This window comes from Pseudodesulfovibrio sp. 5S69 (assembly GCF_037094465.1).
Taxonomy (GTDB): domain Bacteria; phylum Desulfobacterota; class Desulfovibrionia; order Desulfovibrionales; family Desulfovibrionaceae; genus Pseudodesulfovibrio; species Pseudodesulfovibrio methanolicus.
On the sequence record NZ_CP146609.1, the window covers coordinates 1,663,390 to 1,681,132 of the forward strand.

General features: G+C 66.1%; 15 protein-coding genes. 5 read left to right on the plus strand and 10 right to left on the minus strand.

Annotation, left to right across the window (positions count from 1 at the left end):
• Positions 1-4: 4 nt before the first annotated feature.
• Entirely contained in the window at positions 5-2,020 is a 2,016-nt protein-coding gene (locus V8V93_RS07760) for a hydantoinase/oxoprolinase family protein (protein WP_338669792.1), read from the minus strand.
• Between the two features lie 65 nt (positions 2,021-2,085).
• A complete protein-coding gene (locus V8V93_RS07765) occupies positions 2,086-2,460 on the minus strand; it encodes a hypothetical protein (protein ID WP_338669793.1) in 375 nt (124 codons plus the stop codon).
• 111 nt (positions 2,461-2,571) lie between these two features.
• Between V8V93_RS07765 and V8V93_RS07770 the strand changes: the two genes are divergently transcribed.
• The 4 genes from V8V93_RS07770 (at position 2,572) to V8V93_RS07785 (ending at position 8,269) form a co-directional block, all read left to right on the plus strand.
• Positions 2,572-3,297 carry an MBL fold metallo-hydrolase gene (locus V8V93_RS07770; RefSeq protein ID WP_338669794.1) on the plus strand — a complete coding sequence of 242 codons (726 nt, stop codon included), beginning with the start codon at positions 2,572-2,574 and terminating at the stop codon, positions 3,295-3,297.
• 69 nt (positions 3,298-3,366) lie between these two features.
• The gene (locus tag V8V93_RS07775; RefSeq protein ID WP_338669795.1) at positions 3,367-5,670 is read left to right on the plus strand and encodes a mechanosensitive ion channel domain-containing protein; all 2,304 of its coding nucleotides are present in this window, start codon (positions 3,367-3,369) and stop codon (positions 5,668-5,670) included.
• Positions 5,671-5,715: 45 nt separating this feature from the next.
• Positions 5,716-6,087 carry a hypothetical protein gene (locus V8V93_RS07780; protein ID WP_338669796.1) on the plus strand — a complete coding sequence of 124 codons (372 nt, stop codon included), beginning with the start codon at positions 5,716-5,718 and terminating at the stop codon, positions 6,085-6,087.
• Positions 6,088-6,163: 76 nt separating this feature from the next.
• Positions 6,164-8,269, plus strand: a complete 2,106-nt coding sequence (locus V8V93_RS07785) for an acetate--CoA ligase family protein (RefSeq protein ID WP_338669797.1) — start codon at positions 6,164-6,166, stop codon at positions 8,267-8,269.
• Positions 8,270-8,276: 7 nt separating this feature from the next.
• Here V8V93_RS07785 and V8V93_RS07790 read toward each other — a convergent pair whose 3' ends face one another.
• The 6 genes from V8V93_RS07790 to V8V93_RS07815 all read right to left on the minus strand — a co-directional run bounded on the left by V8V93_RS07790 (position 8,277) and on the right by V8V93_RS07815 (position 13,552).
• Positions 8,277-8,474 carry a 4-oxalocrotonate tautomerase family protein gene (locus tag V8V93_RS07790; RefSeq protein WP_338669798.1) on the minus strand — a complete coding sequence of 66 codons (198 nt, stop codon included), beginning with the start codon at positions 8,472-8,474 and terminating at the stop codon, positions 8,277-8,279.
• Between the two features lie 27 nt (positions 8,475-8,501).
• Complete coding sequence (locus V8V93_RS07795; protein ID WP_338669799.1) at positions 8,502-9,839, minus strand: sensor histidine kinase; 1,338 nt, start codon at positions 9,837-9,839, stop codon at positions 8,502-8,504.
• Between the two features lie 173 nt (positions 9,840-10,012).
• Positions 10,013-10,801 carry an agmatinase gene (gene speB / locus V8V93_RS07800; RefSeq protein WP_338669800.1) on the minus strand — a complete coding sequence of 263 codons (789 nt, stop codon included), beginning with the start codon at positions 10,799-10,801 and terminating at the stop codon, positions 10,013-10,015.
• A gap of 10 nt (positions 10,802-10,811) precedes the next feature.
• Positions 10,812-12,191, minus strand: a complete 1,380-nt coding sequence (hslU, locus tag V8V93_RS07805) for an ATP-dependent protease ATPase subunit HslU (protein ID WP_338669801.1) — start codon at positions 12,189-12,191, stop codon at positions 10,812-10,814.
• A gap of 263 nt (positions 12,192-12,454) precedes the next feature.
• Positions 12,455-12,994, minus strand: coding sequence for an ATP-dependent protease subunit HslV (gene hslV / locus V8V93_RS07810; RefSeq protein ID WP_338669802.1), 540 nt, complete (start codon positions 12,992-12,994; stop codon positions 12,455-12,457).
• A 9-nt stretch (positions 12,995-13,003) separates the two neighbouring features.
• A complete protein-coding gene (locus V8V93_RS07815; RefSeq protein WP_338669803.1) occupies positions 13,004-13,552 on the minus strand; it encodes a macro domain-containing protein in 549 nt (182 codons plus the stop codon).
• A 96-nt stretch (positions 13,553-13,648) separates the two neighbouring features.
• Here V8V93_RS07815 and V8V93_RS07820 point away from each other — a divergent pair, with 96 nt between their 5' ends.
• On the plus strand, positions 13,649-14,839 hold the full coding sequence (locus V8V93_RS07820; protein ID WP_338669804.1) for a hybrid sensor histidine kinase/response regulator: 1,191 nt from the start codon (positions 13,649-13,651) through the stop codon (positions 14,837-14,839).
• 5 nt (positions 14,840-14,844) lie between these two features.
• On the opposite strand, the gene V8V93_RS07825 is transcribed toward V8V93_RS07820, so the two are convergent.
• Both V8V93_RS07825 and V8V93_RS07830 read right to left on the minus strand, forming a co-directional pair.
• Positions 14,845-16,734 carry a chloride channel protein gene (locus V8V93_RS07825; RefSeq protein WP_338669805.1) on the minus strand — a complete coding sequence of 630 codons (1,890 nt, stop codon included), beginning with the start codon at positions 16,732-16,734 and terminating at the stop codon, positions 14,845-14,847.
• A gap of 5 nt (positions 16,735-16,739) precedes the next feature.
• Complete coding sequence (locus V8V93_RS07830) at positions 16,740-17,723, minus strand: bifunctional riboflavin kinase/FAD synthetase (protein WP_338669806.1); 984 nt, start codon at positions 17,721-17,723, stop codon at positions 16,740-16,742.
• Positions 17,724-17,743 lie beyond the last annotated feature (20 nt).

The following is a 17,743-nucleotide window of genomic DNA, read 5'->3' on the forward strand; positions in this document are numbered from 1 at the left end:
CGGATCAATCGAGTTTCACGACCAGATTGGACCACGGGTCCACGCGCACCTCGACGTCGGGCGGGATCACGATGGTCGAGGTGTACTCCGTGACGATGGCGGGGCCGGTAAACCGGTTGCCCGGCGCGAGCGCCGCCCGGTCCAGGATGGCGGTGGCAACCGCCGCGCCGTCGAACACGGCCTTTTGCGTGCCCAGCCGCGCCCCGTCCGCAACCCGCTGACCCCCTTTCTTGCCCGGTTCGGGCTCTCTACGGTCCGCGATGCCCCGGCTGCGCAGCCGGACGTTGACCACCTCCACGGGCTTGTCCGCATTGCGGTAGCCGTAGCGCCGCTCGTGCCGGACCTGAAAGCGTTCGGCCATGTCCGCGCCGAAGGGAACCACTATTTCGAAGGATTGGCCCCGGTAGCGCATGTCCAGGAAGCGTTCGTGGACAACCCGTTCGGGCGGCACGCCCTCGTCGCCCAGTTCCTGCCGGGCGTCCCGTTCCAGATCGGCGAAGGCCGCGTCCATGGCCCGGTCGGTGAATTCCGCGGCCGGGCACATGACCGTGCGCGAGTAGTCCTTGACCACGTCGGCCATGAGCATGCCCGTGGCCGAGAGGATGCCGGGGTCGACCGGCACCAGGACCCGGGGCATGCCGAGCAGTCGGGCCAGGTCGGCGCAGTGCAGGCCGCCCGCGCCGCCGAAGGAGAGGAGGGTGAATTCGCGGGGATCGAACCCCTTTTCCACGGAGATGACCCGGATGGCCCGCTCCATGTTGGCGTTGGCCACGGCCAGGACGCCCTCGGCCAGCTCGGCGGGCGCAAGGTCCAGCTCTCCGGCCAGCCGCTCGATCCCGCGCCGGGCGCCGTCCGCGTCCAGGGCCATGCCGCCGCCCAGGAACCGTTCGGGCACGATCCGTCCGAGGTACAGGTTGGCGTCGGTCACGGTGACCTGTTCGCCGCGCCGGCCGTAGCAGATGGGGCCAGGATCCGCGCCTGCGCTCTCCGGGCCCACGGCCAGGGAGCCGCCCGGATCACGGGAGGCGATGGACCCGCCGCCCGCGCCCACGGTGTGGATGTCGATCATGGGCACCTTGACCGGGTAGCCGGAGATGCTCGACGCCATGGTCAGGGGCAGGCCGCCGTCCATGAGGCTGACGTCGGTGCTGGTTCCGCCCATGTCGAAGGTGATCAGTTTGTCGAACCCGGCGGCGCGGCCCAGGGCCAGCGCGCCCACCGCTCCCCCGGCCGGGCCGGACAGGATGGTCCGCACGGATTCGCGCATGGCCGTGTCCGCCGAAATGGAGCCGCCGTTGGACTGCATGATGCGCAGACCCGCGCTGCGGCCGCTCCCCGCGCCGAGGCCCTGCTGCAGGTCGGTCAGGTAGCGGGTCATGATCGGCGAGACGTAGGCGTTGACCACCGTGGTCGAGGTCCGCTCGAATTCGCGGAACTCGGCCAGGATTTCGCTCGACAGGGACACGGGCAGGCCGAGTTCGCGGAGCATCGCGCCCATGCGCCGTTCGTGGGCCGGGTCGAGAAAGGAGAACAGGAAGCAGACGGCCACGGAGCGCGCGCCCGAATTCCTGATTTGCCCGACCACCCGCTCGGCCGCCGCCTCGTCGAACGGGACCAGGGTCTCGCCCTCGGCGGTGACCCGGCCGGGTACGCCGAAGCGCAGGCGCGCGGGCACGATGTGCGGCTGGCGCCGGTAGTGCAGGTCGTAGAGGGCGGCGCGGTTCTGGCGGCCGATCTCGATGACGTCGGTGAAGCCCTCGTTGGTCACCAGGGCCGTGGGCACGCCCTTGCGTTCCAGGATGGCGTTGGTGGCCACGGTGGAGCCGTGGACCACGGCCAGGTCCGTCTCGCCGAGGCGGGCGCCGGGGAGCTGCCCGGCCAGGATGTGGCGCAGACCGGAGAGGACCGCCTCGGCCGGGTTGTGCGGCGTGGACAGGGTCTTGTACGTGCCGGTGTCCGTGCCGTGGACGAAGGTGAAGTCGGTGAAGGTGCCGCCGGTGTCGACGCCGATGGTGAGCATGAGGCCTCCTGCGAAAAGTGCAGGAGCGAGGATACAGGAATCGGACGCTGTCCGCCAGGATCGGTTCAGGGCTCCATGAGCCGGGCCAGAGCCTTGTCCGGGTCGGTGAAGACCTGGTAGACGATGCTCCGGTTGGCCGCGATGGTTTCGAACAGGCGCTGCCGCTCCATGTCATCGGGCCGGCAGACCACTGCGATGCGCAAGCCGTACAGCGGGAAGTCCTTCTGCACGCCGATCTCGGCCAGTTCCTGCATGTCGTGATAGTCCATGTCGAAGCGGGCCTCGGTGTAGTCGAGAAGCACCCTGCGCAGCCCGAGCCGAGTGGCCTCGTTCCGGAAGTCGGACACATAGTCGAGGACCTCGTCAATGGACCGGACGCCTCCCGAGACCTTCACCGAAAGGTGGTCGGAGTGCGGAGTCATGGATACCTTGGCCGTCATTGATTTTCTCCCATTCATACCCGGTATATCCCCCTTGCCCCCTTGTGGCAAGATTCGGGACAGGGCGTCCGGTTTGTGCTAACCCGGAGAAAAAAGGAACGGGCGACCACCATGCACTGCGACATCACCTACATTCACCACAGCGCCTTTGTCCTGCGCACGGACAAGCGGGCCTATCTCTTCGACTATCCCGAGAACGAACACCTGCCCGAGGGGGCCGGAGACCTGGTCCGCCGGGCCGTGGCCGGGACCGACCTGGCCGTGTTCATTTCCCACGGGCACGCCGACCATCTGAACAACGACCTCGCCTCGGTGACCGGCGCGGCCGCCAAGGTGCGCTACGTGCTCTCGGACGACGTTGAGGAGCTCAGGCCCGAGGCCGTGCCCGGCAACGGGCAGGTCCTCATGGTCGAGCCGGACGAGACCTACGGCTTCGGAGGCATGGTCATCGAGACCCTGATGTCCAACGACCTGGGCGTGGCCTTCCTGGTGGAGGACGGCTGCTTCCGCTTCTACTACGGCGGCGACCTGGCCGAGTGGATATGGCCCGGCGCCTCCCCGGCCGAGGCGGACTTCACCCGCAAGTTCTTCCGGGCCGCCATGGAGCGGGCCCGCGACTTCCGGCCGCACGTGGCTTTCGCCAACGCGGACCCGAGGCTCGACAACCTGGCCGGAGGCGAGACCGCCTGCCGGATCATCGGCGCGCCCGTGTTCGTGCCCATGCACACCTTCGGCGAGACGGCGATCCTGGACGACCTGGCCCGGAATGTGGAAGGCGGGTCGTCCCGGCTGTTCCGGTACGCCCGCATGGGGGACTCGGAACCATTCTCTTTTTAGTTTACAACCGTTTATTCAGCTTGTTACACAATACGGATAATGCGTCAGTCAATTTTTCCCGGGGGCTTCATGTTGCAACGAACCATGCTTCTGGCCATGGTCCTGTGTCTGTCCTGCCACCTGGCCGGACCTTCGGCCGCTTTCGGCGCGTCCCCGGCCACCCCGGCCGCCCTGGCCGCCATGACGGGCGCTTCCGGCAAAGGCGGCAAGGCTCCGGAAATGGTCATCCCGCCCGACGCCACCCCGAGCCAACTGAACGAAATCCTGGCCTCGATGAGCGACGAGCAGGTCCGCCGCCTGCTCCTCCAGGAGCTGCGCAAGGCCGCGGTTCCCCCGGTCGGGGACGAGGGGCCCAAAGGCGTGGCCGGGGCCATCGTCCATGCCCGGCAGTTCGTTCAGAAGGTCCGGGAACGGTTCGCCTATCTTTTTTCCGGCGCGGCCCAGGCCCCGAGGCTGTTGCCCGAGGCCTTCCGCAAGTCCGTGACCGGTGCGGGCGTGCATCCCCCCGGAGAACTCGGCCTGGGTCTGCTCGCGGTCACGCTCCTGTGGTTTGTGGCCCGCTGGTTCGTGGCCCGGCGCCTGGCCGGGCTGCGCAGGCGCATCGAGGACGTCTCCCCCGGCGCGTCCCTGCCGGTCAAGGCGGGGCGGCTCCTGGTCCGGGCGTTCTTCGATGTGCTCGCCGTGGCCTGCGTCACCCTGATCACCCTGATCCCCTATCTGTTCATCTTCAACGAGCCCGACAAAGGCCGCCCGGTCATCTTCGTCTGGCTGGCCGCCATGCTCATCGTGGAGGTGGTCCGGCTGGCCGCGCGCTTCGTTCTGGCCCCGGCCATGGGGGCCATCCGCTTCCTGCCGCTTTCGGACGGCGCGGCCCGCTACCTGTACAAATGGATCGTGCGCGTGGCCTGGGTGGCGGCCGCGGGTATCCTGGCCAGCTCCCTGGTGGGTATGACCCAAGGCAGCGAGCTGGTCTTCCTGCTCATCGTGTCCGCGACCGGCTTCATCGTGGCGGCCATGGTCAGCCTGCTGGCCCTGTGGAACAAGCGGCCGGTGGCCGAGGCCATCCGCCGGGCCGTGCCGCCCGGCAGCCTGCGCTTCCAACTGGCCGGGGCGTGGCACGTGGGCGTCATCGTCTACGCCCTGGGCTTCTGGTTCTTCTGGGTGGCCGCCATGCTGGTTTTCGGCAACCACGCCATGCTCACCGGTATCTATACCCTGCTCCTGGTCCCGGCCTACCTGCTGGTGGACTGGGGCTGCCAGCGGCTGGTCGGTTTCGCCGCCGGGCTGGCGGACACGCCCCTGGATGACTTGGGCGGGGAGACCGTGGTCGAGGGCGTGCCCAACATCAGCCGGTTCCAGCATTTCCTGTCCGTGGGCTTCCGGGTCCTGGTCCTGGCCGGGGCCGCGTTCCTGCTGCTGAGGATATGGGGCATCAACCTGGCCATCGGCGAGGCCACGGTCGGCGCGGGTATCGACATCCTGCTGACTTTGGTCCTGGCCTACATCTTTTGGGTGTTCATCTCGAACTATATCGAGCGGCGGCTCAAGGCCAAGGACGAGCCCGCCGAGGAGCACGGCGAGGGCGACGGCGGGGGCGGGCCCGGCGGCGACCGCTTCTCGACCCTGCTCCAGTTGGTCAAGAAATTCATCTTCGCGGCCCTGTCCGTGATCACCGTGCTGATCATCCTCTCGTCGCTGGGCGTGGACATAGGCCCGCTCATCGCGGGCGCGTCGGTCTTCGGCATCGCCATCGGCTTCGGCGCCCAGACCCTGGTCAAGGACATCATCTCGGGCATCTTCTTCCTCATGGACGACGCCTTCCGGGTGGGCGACTACATCATCGTGGGCAGCGCCATGGGCACGGTGGAGGAGATCTCGGTGCGCTCCTTCAAGCTCAGGCACCATCTGGGCCCGCTGTACACCATTCCGTTCGGGTCCATCAAAGAGGTCCAGAACATGACCCGCGACTGGGCGGTCATGAAGCTGCAATACCTGGTGCCGTTCGACACGGACATCCACGAGATCAAGAAGATCATCAAGAAGATCAACAAGGAAATCCGGGCGGTTCCCGAACTCAACGAGTTCATGCTGTCCGACATCAAGAGTCAGGGCGTCAAGGCCATGGAGCAGTACGGCATGCGCATGCGGGTCAAGTTCATGACCAAACCCGGCGGCCAGTTCACCCTGCGCAAGCTGGTCCTGGCCAAGATGCGCAAGTACTTCGCGGAGGCGGGCATCGAGTTCGCCAAGCCGCGCGTGTCCGTGCACATCCCCGAGCGGGAGCGCCTGACACCCGAGGAAGAGGCCCAGGTGGCGGCAGCCGCCTCCCAGATCGTGGCCGAGGAACAGTCGGGAAAGAAGAAGAAACACTAGCCGGACGGGCCGGGGCGGTCGTCCCGGCCTTGCGGCGGGAGCATCATGTCGTTCGACCTGTTGTTCGAAACCCGCGACGGATACATCGTCGGCATCGTCACCGGGGTGATTTCCACCCCGGAGGAGCTGGTGCGCAAGATCCGGACCATGGTCCACAAGGCGCTGGACTCCAACGTCACCCGGTTCCTCATGGACGAGCGCGGCCTGAAGTTGCGCCTGGAGGCCCACGACATCATCGAGGTGGCCAACCTACTGGAAGAGCGGAACATCCAGTCTCTGGGCGGGCGGTCCGCCTGCCTGTGCAACCCCGGCTTCGTCGAGCAATACCGGGCCTGCGAGACCGCATACCACAACCGCTCCCTGAGTTACCAGGTGTTCGAACGCGAAGAGGATGCCGTGGCCTGGCTGATGCGCTGATCGCGCCTTTTCTTGCGGCCGCTTTCGGGTTAGGGTGGCCCATTGCCAATCACCACCGCGACCAGGAGCCCAGCCTTTGACCCTCAAGGACAATCTGCACGCCTTTTTCTACCCCGACGCCGTGGCCGTCATCGGAGCGTCCTCCACCCCCGGCAAGGTGGGGCACACCGTTCTGACCAACATGCTCTCGGCCGGATACACCGGCAAGCTCCTGCCCGTGAACCCCAAGGGCGGCGAGATCGAGGGACTGGCCGTGACCGCCGACGTCGCCGACCTGCCGCGCGGCCTGGACCTGGCCGTCATCGCGGTGCCGCCCCGGCACGTGGTGGAGTCCGTGCGCAAGCTCGGGATAATCGGGGCCAAGTCGGCCATCGTCATCACCGCCGGTTTCAAGGAAGCGGGCAAGGAGGGGCACGACCTCGAAGAGGAGCTCAAGGGGCTGTGCGCCGAATACGGCATCAGCCTGCTCGGGCCCAACTGCCTGGGCATGATCAACGGTGCGGCCGGGGTCAACGCCTCGTTCGCCGCGGGCCAGCCCGGCCGGGGCTCCATCGCCTTCTTCTCCCAGTCCGGGGCCCTGTGCGTGGCCATCCTGGACTGGGCGCTCGGTGCGAACATCGGCTTCTCCAAGTTCGTTTCGCTCGGCAACAAGGCGGTCCTGGACGAGGCGGACATGCTCGAATATCTCAACCGGGACGAGGACACCAAGGTCATCCTCGGCTACATCGAGAACGTGGAGCACGGCGAGGCGTTTTTGAAGGAGGCCCGGCGCACCAGCTTGAACAAGCCGGTGATCATGATCAAGGCGGGCACCACGGCGGCCGGGGCCAAGGCGGCCAGCTCGCACACCGGGGCCATCGCCGGGTCGGACCAGAGCTATACCGCCGCCTTTCACCAGTCCGGGGTCATCCGGGTGGGCGATGTGGCCACCCTGTTCAACCTGGCCCAGGCCTTTTCCAGCCAGCCCCTGCCCAAGGGCCCGAACCTGGCCGTGGTCACCAACGCGGGCGGGCCGGGCATCCTGGCCGCCGACGCGGCGGACCGTTCCAAGCTGTCCATGGCCGAGCTCTCCCCCCGGACCATCGAGAAGCTCCAGGAATTTCTTCCCAGCTACGCAGCCTTCTACAACCCGGTGGACATCGTGGCCGACGCGGACGCCAAGCGCTACCGCCAGACCCTGGACGTCATCGGCGAGGACCCCATGGTCCACGCCATCCTGGTCCTGCTCACGCCCACGGCCTCGGTGGAAATCGAGAAGGCCGCCGAGGCGGTCATCCGCACGGCCCGGAAGTGGGCCAAGCCGGTCTTTGCCTGCTTCATGGGCAAGACCAAGGTGGCCGGGGCGCGGAAGATGCTCATGGACGCGGGCGTGCCGTGCTACGCCTTCCCGGAGCCGGCGGTCCACTCCATCGAGACCATGTACCAGTATTATCTGTGGAAGCACCGTCCGGAGCCGGTCTATGCCGAGATTACGCGAGACATGGACGCGGTGCGCAAGGTCATCGACGAACACCTGCGCCGAAGGCAGGCCGAGGTGGTGGAGTTCGAGGCCCAACAAATCCTGCGGGCCTACGGCCTGCCCACCCCCAGGACGAAGCTGGCCCGCACCTCGGACGAGGCCGTGGCCGCGGCCGGGGAGATCGGCTATCCCGTGGTCCTCAAGATCGCCTCGCCGAACATCTCGCACAAGACCGACGTGGGCGGGGTCGCCGTCAACCTGGTCAACGAGCGCGAGGTCATGGAGACCTTCAAGGAGATCACCGCCAGGGCGCAACGCATGCGCCGCGACGCCTACATCGCGGGCTGCCTGGTCCAGGAGATGGCCCCTCCGGGCGTGCGCGAGGTGATCATCGGGTTCAAGCGTGACGAGCAGTTCGGCCCCATGCTCATGTTCGGCCTGGGCGGGGTCTACGTGGAGATCATGAAGGACATCTCCTTCAAGCTTGCGCCCCTTTCCCGTCAGGACGCCTTCGAGATCGTCCGCGAGATCAAATCCTACATGCTGCTCAAGGGGCTCAAGGGCGAAAAGCCCGTGAACTTCGCGGCCCTGGAAGAGATCATCATGGTCATGTCCCGGCTGGCGCTGGACCTGCCCGAGGTCCTGGAGGCCGAGTTCAACCCGATCCTGGTCAACAACGAGCGGGCCATGGTCGCGGACGTGCGCATGACCCTGAGCGTCTAGCCCGCGCTCACCGTTTTCGCAGTTCGCTGACGGACTCGCCCCCGATGCCCCAGTTGTCGGTGTCCACTTCGTCGATGATCACGAAGGTCGTCGCGGGATTCTTGCCGAGCACGTCGGCCAGCAGGTCGGTCACGCCCTGTATGAGCCGTTGTTTCTGCTCGGCGGTCGCGCCCTCGTTGGTGATGCGGATGTTGACGAACGGCATGGCCTTCCTCCCTCTTCCGGGTGACAATCAAAGGGGCAGGGCCACGGTTACGGTGGTGCCGCCCTCCTCGGACGAATCCATATCGATGCGGCCGCCCATGACCTCGACCATGAGCCGGGCCGAATAGGTGCCGAGCCCTGTACCGGTGCGCTTCCCGGCGGTGGCGTACTTGTCGAAGAAATGGGCGCGCACTGCCTCGGGTACCGGGGCGGGGTTGTGCACGGCCACGGAGAACTCGCCGTCGGCCGTCACGCGCATGGAGACCGTGTCGTCGGCCCCGGACGCCTCGATGCCGTTTTTGACCAGGTTGGCCAACACCGCGTAGAACAGGTTTTCCTCGACGGACAGGGGCAGGGCGGCATCGCGTTGCAGCGGCCCGTCGCCGAACGAGACCTCCACGGCCACGCTCCTCTGGCGGGCCAGATCGGACAGGTCGTCCGCCACCCTCCGGCACACGGACAGGATGTTCACGTCCGCCGGGGCGTATTCGTAGGCCCCGGTCTCCATCTTGTAGAGGTCCAGGGACCGGCTGATCAGGTCCATGCCGGTGTTCGCGGCGTGGCGCATGTCGTCGAGCAGTTCCTTTTGTTCCGTGTCCAGGGCGGTGAAGTTCTCCAGGAAGGTGATGCCGTTCAGCACCCCCAGGAGCGGGGTCTTGATGTCGTGGCGGGTGATCTGCTCCACGTCCTCGCGCAGCTTGTCGGCCTGGAGCCGCGAGTGTTCTTTGGCCGCCTCCTGGCGGATCAGAAGCAGGACCACGCCCAGCAGGGCGAAGCTGATGACGAAGGAGCCCACAGTGGCGTAGAGGTTGAACCGTTCGAGTTCCCGCTTGGGACCGGTCACGTCGAAGACCAGTTCGAAGGCTCCCAGGAAGTCGCTGCCGCGCATGAGCGGCACGAAGGTTTCCACGGTGTCGATGGCCTCGGTCTTGCCCCGGACGGGTTCGCTGCGCATCACGCCCAGGCGGGCGTAGCGCCTGCCCTTGGAGACCATGTCCTTGAAGATCGGCCCGGATTCGAAACTGTCGATCTCCGCCGTGTCGGTGGAGTAGAGGATTTTTCCCTTGGGCGAGATCACCCGGACCCTGAGCAGGCCGAAGTCGGTTTCCAACCGGTAGACGTCGGCCAGGAAGCGGGGCGTGTCCAGGACCGCCGGGCCGAGCCGGGTGTGCTTGATGGATGGCGGGATGGTCAGGACGGCCAGCCGCCGCGCCGCATCCTCGAAGGTGCCGACCATGATCTTGGTGTAGGCGGGATAGATGACCAGGGCGTTGATCAGGGGCAGGGCCACGGCGCAGAGCACGGCCAGGGCCAGGAGGCCGAGCAGGGGATACCCGTGCCTGCCGCGGTTTCGGCGGGTAAACACCAGCCAGCGCAACCCTCCGGGAGGGATGCGTGGGCTCGGGGCCCGATGTCCGCTGTCGTCCATGGGCTTGAATTCTCCTGGGGTGAAAAGTGTACGCTCGTTTCTCGCAGCATAGCAGACGGCGTGACTTCGGCAAAGGGGTTGGAACAGTCTCCGCCCCCGGTGTGCCGGGATCAGGCCGAGAGCATCATTCCGGCGATTTCCCGCAATATCTTCGCGCCGGCCATGGCCGTGACCCCGTTCAGGTCCCGGTCCGGATTCAGCTCCACGATGTCCGCGCCGATGATCGGCGCGTCCACGGCCTGGAGGACGTCCAGCAGCCCGCGCGTACTCATGCCGCCCGGTTCAAGGTGCGAGACCCCCGGCGCGAAGGCCGGGTCCAGGGCGTCCAGGTCCACGCTGACATAGACCGGCAGGTCGAAGGAGAGCGCGGGCCAGTGCGCCCGGTCCCGCATCTCCAGCCACTGGATGCCGAACTTCTCCCGCTGTTCCCGCTGGTGCCCGTGGGCCGTGCGGATGCCCACCGAGACCAGCCGGGAGCACAATCCCTCCTCCATGATCCGCGCGAACGGACAGGCATGGGAGTGCGGGTTGCCCTCGAACTCGTGATAGCAGTCCGGGTGGGCGTCGAAGTGCAGGATGGCGAAGTCGCCCACGGCCCGCTTCAGCCCCCGGACCAGCGGATAGGTCACCGAGTGGTCGCCGCCCAGGAAGATGGGCCGGGACGAAGCGCCGATCTTTGCCGCGGCCTCCTCGATGACGCCGAAGGCCGCGTCCGGCCCGCCCAGGTCGAGCGTCCCCCGGTGGTCCAGGACCGGCTCCAGGTCGAAACCGGTCTCGGTCCACAGGTTGGCCGAGCCGCAGTGCAGCGCCTCGACCAGGGCGAAGGGCCCCCTGGCCGGGCCGCGCAGATAGGACGAGTTGTGGTCCAGAGGCACGCCGATGACGGGAATGCGCTGCATCGGCCGGGACCTACAGAATGTAGCGGGACAGGTCCCGGTTCTCGATGACCTCGTCGAGCTGGGCCAAAACGTAGTCGCGGTCGATGACGACCTTGTTGCCGGACTTGTCCGGGGCCTCGAACGAGAGGTTGGCCAGGATCTTCTCCATGATGGTGTAGAGCCTGCGCGCGCCGATGTTCTCGGTCTCCTCGTTGATCTTTTCGGCCGTGGCCGAAATCTCCTCCAGCGCTTCCCTGGTGTAGTCGATGGCCACTCCCTCGGTCTCGAGCAGGGCCTTGTACTGCACGGTCAGGGCGTTTTTCGGCTCGGTCAGGATCTGGTAGAACTCCTCCTTGTGCAGGGAGGAAAGCTCCTCGCGCAGAGGAAAGCGGCCCTGCAACTCAGGAATGAGATCCGACGGCTTGGCGAAATGGAACGCGCCCGCCGCGATGAACAGGATGTGGTCGGTCTTGACCATGCCGTATTTGGTGTTGACCACGCTGCCCTCCACGATGGGCAGCAGGTCGCGCTGCACGCCCTCGCGGGACACGTCGGCCCCGCCTGCCTGGTCGTGGCGCGAGGCGATCTTGTCCATCTCGTCGATGAACAGGATACCCTGCTGCTCCACGCGCTCCCGGGCCAGTTCGTTGACCGCGTCCGGGTCGATGAGCTTGTCGGCCTCTTCGTCGATGAGCGCCTGGTAGGCGTCCTTGATCTTCATCTTGCGGGCCTTGCGCTTGCCCGGAAACATGTTGGAAAAGGCGTTCTGCAGGTTGGAACCCATCTCCTCCATGCCGGGTATGGCCATGATCTCCACGCTCGCCCCGCTCTGGACCGTGACCTCCATCTCCACCTCGCGCTCGTCCAGCTGGCCCGAGCGGAACATCTGGCGGAACTTCTCGCGGGTGCCGTCGTCCTTGGGCGGCTCGATCTTCTCCACCTCGCCGTTCTGGCCGCCCTGGAAAAAGCCCATGGGGCCGCTGTTCTGCGGCTTCTTGCCCGGCAGCAGCAGGTCCAGCAACCGCTCTTCGGCGTTCTTCTCCGCCTTGATGCGAACCTTCTCGGTCTCTTCCTTGCGGACCATGTTCACGCCGATCTCCATCAGGTCGCGGATCATGGACTCCACGTCGCGGCCCACGTAGCCCACCTCGGTGAACTTGGTGGCCTCCACCTTGAAGAACGGGCAGTTGGCCAGCCGGGCCAGCCTGCGCGCTATCTCGGTCTTGCCCACGCCCGTGGGGCCCATCAGGATGATGTTCTTGGGCGCTATCTCGTCGCGCAGCTCCGGGTCGAGCTGCTGCCTGCGCCAACGGTTGCGCATGGCGATGGCCACCATCCGCTTGGCCGCTTCCTGGCCGATGATGTATTTGTCCAGTTCCGATACGATTTCACGCGGTGTCAGATTGCTCATGGGTGATGCCTCCGGCGGCCAGAGGGGAAACTTTTGAAAAAGTTTTCCCTCTGGACTCCCTTTCAAAACTTTTTATCGCACGCCTGTCGGCGTGGGAGTGTTCTCGATTCAATGGCACGTCTTTCGGGGACGCACCCTCCATGCCGCCATGTCGTCTGTTCAAGTTCCTCGTCCCTTCCAGGCGGCGTGGCCCGAAAAGTTTGGAAGGGAGAGCGCGAGAGGAAACCTTTTCAAAGGTTTCCCTCTCGCATCTTCATCACAAACTACTTCGCCTGCGTCTCGACGGTGATGTGGTTGTTGGTGAAGACGCAGATGTCGGCCGCGATTTCCATGGCCTTGCGGGCGATGGTTTCGGCCTTGAGATCGGTATTCTGTTGCAGGGCGCGGGCCGCGGCCAGGGCGTAGGAGCCGCCCGAGCCGATGGCGGCCACGCCGTCGTCGGGTTCGATGACGTCGCCGGTGCCCGAAATGATCAGGATGTGTTCGCCGTCTGCGGCGAGCAGCATGGCCTCAAGCTTGCGCAGGTACTTGTCCGTGCGCCAGTCCTTGGCCAGTTCCACTGCGGCCCGGAGCAGGTTGCCCGAATAGGTTTCGAGCTTGGTCTCGAACCGCTCGGACAGGGTGAAGGCGTCGGCCGTGGCACCGGCAAAACCGATGGTCACCTTATCCTTGTAGATTCGCCGGACCTTGCGGGCCGTGTGTTTCATGGCCACGCTCTGGCCCAGGGTCACCTGGCCGTCTCCGGCCACGGCCGTGCCGTTTTCGTCTTTGACCGCTACGATGGTCGTTCCTCTGAGTTCCATGGATTCTCCTTACAGGATGTCTTCGGCGATGCGCGACCAGGTGTGAAAGGCCGTCTCGCCGTGCAGGACCATGACCGCCTCGCGGGCCAGTTCCTCTTCGAGTCCCTGTTTGAGGGCCGAAAGCGCGATGCGCGCCGCGTCCTCGACCGGGTAGCCGTAGGCGCCGCAGGAAATGGCCGGGAAGGCCACGGTGCGTAAGTCGTGTTCGTGGGCGAGCCGCAGGCTGTTCCGGTAGGCGTTGCCGAGGAGTCCGGGCTCGTTGTCGTTGCCGCCGTGCCAGATGGGGCCGACGGTGTGGATGATGTGGGATGCGTGCAGGTCGAAGCCGGGGGTGATGACCGCCTCGCCGGGGGCCAGGGAGCCGATTTCCCGGATGATCTCCCGGCAGGCCGCCTGGAGCCGGTTGGCGCCCGCCGCGCGGTGGATGGCTCCGTCCACGCCGCCGCCCCCGGCCAGCCGGGAGTTGGCCGCGTTGACGATGGCGTCCACGTCGAGCCGGGTGATGTCGCCTTCGCGGACGGACAGCCGTCCGGGGCCTGCGCTCCATGTTTTCTGCATGACGCTTTGTTAGGTAATGCCTCTGCGCGGATTGGCAAGGGGGACACGGCTCGAAAACCTTTTCGACACCCGTTGGTTCGTGATAGGGTACGGGGTATGAGCAAGTCCGAGACCATACTGCTCGTGGACGACCAGCCCGAGAACATCACCATCATGATCGAGGCGCTGCATTCCCTGTATACCCTGTTGGCGGCTACCGACGGGGCCACGGCGCTTGAGCGCGTGGCGGGCGAGCCCCGGCCGGATTTGGTCCTGCTGGACGTGATGATGCCGGGTATGACCGGCCACGAGGTCTGCAGCCAGATCAAGAGCAACCCGGCCACGCGCGACATTCCGGTCATCTTCGTGACCTCCCTGGACGCCCCGGACGACGAGGCCAGAGGGCTGCGCATCGGGGCCTCGGACTACATCACCAAGCCCATCAGCCCGCCCGTGGTCCAGGCCAGGGTTCGGGCGCATCTCGACCTCAAGCGGGCCAGGGAGCAGTTGCAGAGCCAGAACACGGCCCTGGAGGAGCGGGTCAGAGAACGAACGGCCGAGGTCATCCAGGCGCAACGGGAGCGGGTCGAGAGCCTCAAGCACTTTGCCGACGCCATGGCCCACCAGATCCGCAACCCGGTCATGTCCATCGGCGGCATCGCCGGGCTGCTGCTGCGCAAGACGCCGGAAGGCAGCCCGCTGGCGACCTACGCCGAGGCCGTGCGCGAGGACAGCCTGCGGCTGGAAAGCCTGGTCGGCGTGATCAGTGAATACGTGTCCCTGTCCGCCGGGCCGTTTGAAAATGTCCAGGTCAACGGACTCATGGAGGCGGCGCTGAACAAGGCGCGCGGCTTCGCGCGGGCGTCGGGGGCGGACTTTGCCGTGGAGAGCGGGTTGCAGCCCGCGCTGGTCAAGGTGGACGCGCGCATCGTGGTCACGGCCTTCGCCGAGATCATCGTCAATGCCATGGAATTTTCCGGGGAGCGGAGCGTGAACCTGACCATTCGCGGCGGGGTCGGCCTGTTCGGCGACGAGCTGGCCGAAGCCGGGCTGACCGGGACGGTGGGCCAGCGTTACGGCCTCCGCATCAGCGACGACGGGCCGGGCATCGACAAAGATGTGCTGCCGTACGTGACCGATCCCTTCTATACCACCAAGGCGCAGGGGGCGGGCATGGGGCTGACCAAGGTCAAGCGGGTCGTCTGCGACGAGCACGGCGGGACCCTGCTCATCCAGTCGCCCGCCGTGTCCCCTGAAAACCGGGATCGGCCGGGAACTTCCGTCACCTTCGACCTGCCCCTGGCCTAGGGGCGCTATTCCTTGACGGCGGGCTTGAGTTCCGCGCTCAACGCGGCCTCGTCCCGGCCCTCGCCCTTTACCTGGGCGATGGCCTCGGCGTAGGCCAGGAACACGTCGTCGCGGTTGATCAGGCCGATGATGTCCGAAGTGTCGGTCTCGGAGACCACCGGAATCTGGCCGTAATCCGTGTTCACGAAGCGGAGCAGGGCCTGGTACAGGTCGTAGTCCGGGCGGACGTAGACCGGCCGCGACATGAGGTCGCGAACCACCACCAGGTCGTGCAGGTCCTCCTCGAACATCCAGTTGCGCACGTTGTGGATGGAGACCATGCCCACGTAGGTGCCGTCCTGGGAGCGCACCGGGAAGTAGAACTGGTCCGAGTGGGCGATGATGTCGGTCAGGGCCTTGAGGGTGGTGCCCTCCTCCAGGACGATGACGTCGCCGGGGTTGTAGAAGTCCGAGACGTGCATCTGCTCCAGGATGTTGATGGTCGCGTCCTCGGCGTGGGCCGGGGAGTCGAACTTGTTCTCCACCTGGTGTTCGTAGAGCGAGAAGTTGCGGCCGAGCACGATGCACAGGGCCGAGGCGAGCATGAGCGGGGCCAGCAGGCCGTAGCCCTGGGTCAACTCCGTGACCATGATCAGCGGGCCGATGGGGGCGTTGGCCACGCCCGCGAAGAAGGCGGCCATGCCGACCAGGATGTACGCGCCGGGCTCGGTGACGATGTTCGGGAAGAAGTGGTGGCCGAGCTTGCCGACCAGGCCGCCGGACATGCCGCCCACGAACAGGGCGGGCGCGAACATGCCGCCGGACATGCCCGAGCCGATGGTCACCGAGGTGGCCACGGTCTTGCCGATGATGATGTAGCACATGCCCAGCGCCGGAATCTGGCCGAGGATGGCCAGTTCGAGCCAGCCGTAGCCGCCGGACAGGATGCCGCCGGTGACCAGGCCGGCGTGCGCGGTGTACGGATAGAGGACGCCGAGCAGCCCCATGGCCAGGCCGCCCAACCCCATGGACCAGACCAGGCCGATCTTTTCCTTGAGCGGGAAGAAGATGTGGTACTTGATGGTGTAGAAGGTCTTGACGTAGAGCCAGCCCACGGCCGCGCAGACGAAGGCGAGCAGGGCGTAGAAGAGCAGCTCGCGCGGGTCGTGGAAGGAAAACCGCGGGATGCCGAAGATGGGGTCCGTGCCGTAGAAGAAGGTGAAGATGGAGTAGGAGACCACGGAACTCATGACCGAGGGCAGGATGGCCTCGGACTCGAAGTCCTCGCGGTAGATGACCTCTACGGCGGTCAGCGCGCCGCCCAGCGGGGCGCGGAATATGGCCCCCAGGCCGCCAGCGGCGCCCGCGAGCAGGAGCATGCGCCGCTCCTTGGCGGACATGTTGAAGATTTTGGCCAGCCAGGAGCCGATGCCCGCGCCCATCTGGGTGATGGGGCCTTCGCGGCCGGCCGAGCCGCCCGAGGCGATGGTCAGGACCGAGCACAGCCCCTTGATGATGGCCACCCTGGCCCTGATGATGCCGCCCTGGTTGTGGAAGGCGTTGATGGTCGAGTCCGTGCCGTCGGTGCCGCCGTTGATGGTCTCGGGGATGAAGGTCTTGACCAGCCAGCCGGTGAGCAGGGCCGTGCCCGTTGTGAAGGCCGGGATGACCCACGGCCGGTATACGCCGGCCGGGCCTTCGAACAGCCCTTCGCCCGCCGGGTCCGGGGAGACGATGCCCGCCAGTTGGTGCTGGATGAGGAACTTGCCGCTCTCCACCAGCCAGAAGAAGCCCGCGGCCACGAGCCCGGACAGGGTGCCGATGACCACGCCGATGACCAGCCATCGGAACGAGGTGACCGTGCGGTACGACTTGACGAAATCTTTCCAGTAATTGATCAGACGGGTGATGGGCATGTGGCTTATCGGACCTCCGGGCCCATGCCGAAATCCGGGTGGGTCAGTTTGATGGCCGCTTCGGGCTGGGCGAGGATCTGGCGGCCCAACTCCACGTCCTTGGCAATGCGTGCCTTGAGTTCGTCCAGGCCGCTGAACTTCTTCTCGTCGCGGATGCGCTGTACGAAGTGGACCCGGATTTCGTCCCCGTAGATGTCGCCGGAAAAGTCGAGCAGATGGGCCTCCACCGAGAGCACGTCGTTGCCGAACGTCGGGTTCAGGCCGATGTTGGCCACGCCTTCGTAAACCGCGCCGTCCACCTCGGCCCAGATGGCGTATACGCCGGGCTTGGGGAAGAGCTCGTCCACCAGCTTGAGGTTGGCCGTGGGGAAGCCGAGCAGCTTGCCGCCGCGGTTCATGCCGTGCACCACCTCGCCCTTGACCTGATAGAACCGGCCGAGCAGGGGGCGCACCGCCCAGACGTGCCCGGCCTGGACCAGGTCGCGGATGCGGGTGGATGAGACGATGGCGTTGTCGATGGTCACCGGGTCGAGCCGGTCCACGGTGAAGCCGTACTTTCTGCCCAGCCCGCACAGGGTCTCGAAGTTCCCGGCCCTGCCCTTGCCCAGGTGGTAGTCGTAGCCGATGATCATGTCCTTCACGTTCAGCCCGTCCACCAGGTAGGTCTTGACGAACTCCTCTGGGGAGAGCTTGGCCATGTCCATGGTGAATTCGAGCAGCAGACAGACCTGCGGCCCGTACTGGGAGAGCAGTTCGATCTTTTGCTCGGTCAGGGTGATGAAGGGGGGGGTGCGGTCACTGCGCAAGACCCGCAGGGGATGGGGGTCGAAGGTGACGACCACGCTGATGAGATCCCGGGCCTTGGCGCGCTCGCAGGCCAGCGCGATGAGTTTCTGGTGACCTTTGTGGACTCCGTCGAAGTTGCCGATGGTCACGCATGACCCGGCGATGACGTCCTGGATGTCCTGTATGGTCCGTGCGACGATCATTGTGTAGGGTGTTCCTGTTT

Coding starts and splice junctions, on each gene's coding strand:
- V8V93_RS07760 (WP_338669792.1), bottom strand. CDS start 2,020: ATGCTCACCATCGGCGTCGACACCGGCGGCACCTTCACCGACTTCACC.
- V8V93_RS07765 (WP_338669793.1), bottom strand. CDS start 2,460: ATGACGGCCAAGGTATCCATGACTCCGCACTCCGACCACCTTTCGGTG.
- V8V93_RS07770 (WP_338669794.1), top strand. CDS start 2,572: ATGCACTGCGACATCACCTACATTCACCACAGCGCCTTTGTCCTGCGC.
- V8V93_RS07775 (WP_338669795.1), top strand. CDS start 3,367: ATGTTGCAACGAACCATGCTTCTGGCCATGGTCCTGTGTCTGTCCTGC.
- V8V93_RS07780 (WP_338669796.1), top strand. CDS start 5,716: ATGTCGTTCGACCTGTTGTTCGAAACCCGCGACGGATACATCGTCGGC.
- V8V93_RS07790 (WP_338669798.1), bottom strand. CDS start 8,474: ATGCCGTTCGTCAACATCCGCATCACCAACGAGGGCGCGACCGCCGAG.
- speB (WP_338669800.1), bottom strand. CDS start 10,801: ATGCAGCGCATTCCCGTCATCGGCGTGCCTCTGGACCACAACTCGTCC.
- hslU (WP_338669801.1), bottom strand. CDS start 12,191: ATGAGCAATCTGACACCGCGTGAAATCGTATCGGAACTGGACAAATAC.
- hslV (WP_338669802.1), bottom strand. CDS start 12,994: ATGGAACTCAGAGGAACGACCATCGTAGCGGTCAAAGACGAAAACGGC.
- V8V93_RS07815 (WP_338669803.1), bottom strand. CDS start 13,552: ATGCAGAAAACATGGAGCGCAGGCCCCGGACGGCTGTCCGTCCGCGAA.
- V8V93_RS07820 (WP_338669804.1), top strand. CDS start 13,649: ATGAGCAAGTCCGAGACCATACTGCTCGTGGACGACCAGCCCGAGAAC.
- V8V93_RS07825 (WP_338669805.1), bottom strand. CDS start 16,734: ATGCCCATCACCCGTCTGATCAATTACTGGAAAGATTTCGTCAAGTCG.
- V8V93_RS07830 (WP_338669806.1), bottom strand. CDS start 17,723: ATGATCGTCGCACGGACCATACAGGACATCCAGGACGTCATCGCCGGG.